Here is a 1,077-nt window from a genome sequence, read left to right as displayed (position 1 = left end):
ATCATGTAAGAAAGCCAAGCGCAAGGGAGTATGATGATTGCTGCAATGAATTTTGGAATGTAACACCTTATGTTATTAAAGGATTGTGCCGTAAGGAAATTTTATTTGCTATTGATCATTTTAATCAGATTGTTCGCCATGAGCTGCTGAGAATGATATCATGGAAGGTCGGCATCGAAACAGGCTTTAAATTAAGTGTAGGCAAGAACTATAAGTTTATTGAAAGGTATATATCCGAGGATTTGTGGGAGAAACTTTTGTCCACCTACCGGATGGATTCCTATGAAAACATATGGGAAGCATTATTTCTATGCCATCAATTGTTCAGGGCGGTATCCGGTGAGGTGGCGGAAAGGCTTCATTATGCCTATCCGGAGTATGATAGGAATATAACAAAATATACCAGGGACATGTATAAAAAATACACTGGTAAAACCGGCTGCCTGGATAGCACATATGCCGCTGATATAGAAGAGAGGCGGGAACAGTGATTACAGAAATGAAAGCAGGGCACCTGAAAGATATCGATAAACCCAGCGAACCATTTGAGGTGATAGGTAAGATTATACCGAGGTATGAAAACGAGAATTGGACCTTTACAGAATTACTCTATGAAGCGCCATATTTAAAAAGCTACCAAGACGAAGAGGATGAAGAGGATGAGGAGGCAGATTGCCTTGAATATATTGACAATACTGATAAGATAAGATAATATATCTTTACTACCAAGACGATAAATGCGTCGGAAAAGTTAAACTGCGAAAAAATTGGAACCGGTACGCTTATATAGAAGATATCGCCGTATGTAAGGATTTCAGGGGGCAAGGCATAGGCAGCGCGCTTATCAATATATCTATAGAATGGGCAAAGCATAAAAACTTGCATGGACTAATGCTTGAAACCCAGGACAATAACCTTATAGCTTGTAAATTCTATCATAATTGTGGTTTCAAAATCGGCTCCGTCGATACTATGTTATACGCCAACTTTGGGGCTGACCCATTAGTCCCTTTTGAACCAAAAAATCGAAGGCACCCGTGAAAGATGTCTTCGATTTTTGTTTTTTTTGGATGAAAT

The 1,077-nt window shown here is 39.2% G+C and carries 1 protein-coding gene and 1 pseudogene; both read left to right on the top strand.

Features of this window, described 5'->3' with window-relative positions:
* Positions 1-491 (top strand): aminoglycoside 6-adenylyltransferase (locus CIGNP91_RS08505; RefSeq protein WP_086253914.1); only part of this gene is annotated, 491 nt, incomplete at its 5' end.
* Positions 488-1,041 (top strand): annotated as a pseudogene (gene sat4, locus CIGNP91_RS08500) (streptothricin N-acetyltransferase Sat4). The gene CIGNP91_RS08505 and the pseudogene sat4, both read left to right, overlap by 4 nt.
* The last annotated feature ends 36 nt before the right edge of the window (positions 1,042-1,077 follow it).

It is taken from the genome of Campylobacter sp. P091 (genome assembly GCF_002138935.1).
Lineage (GTDB): Bacteria > Campylobacterota > Campylobacteria > Campylobacterales > Campylobacteraceae > Campylobacter > Campylobacter devanensis.
Note: the sequence above shows the minus strand (reverse complement) of the source record. Positions and strands in the feature narration are given on the sequence as shown.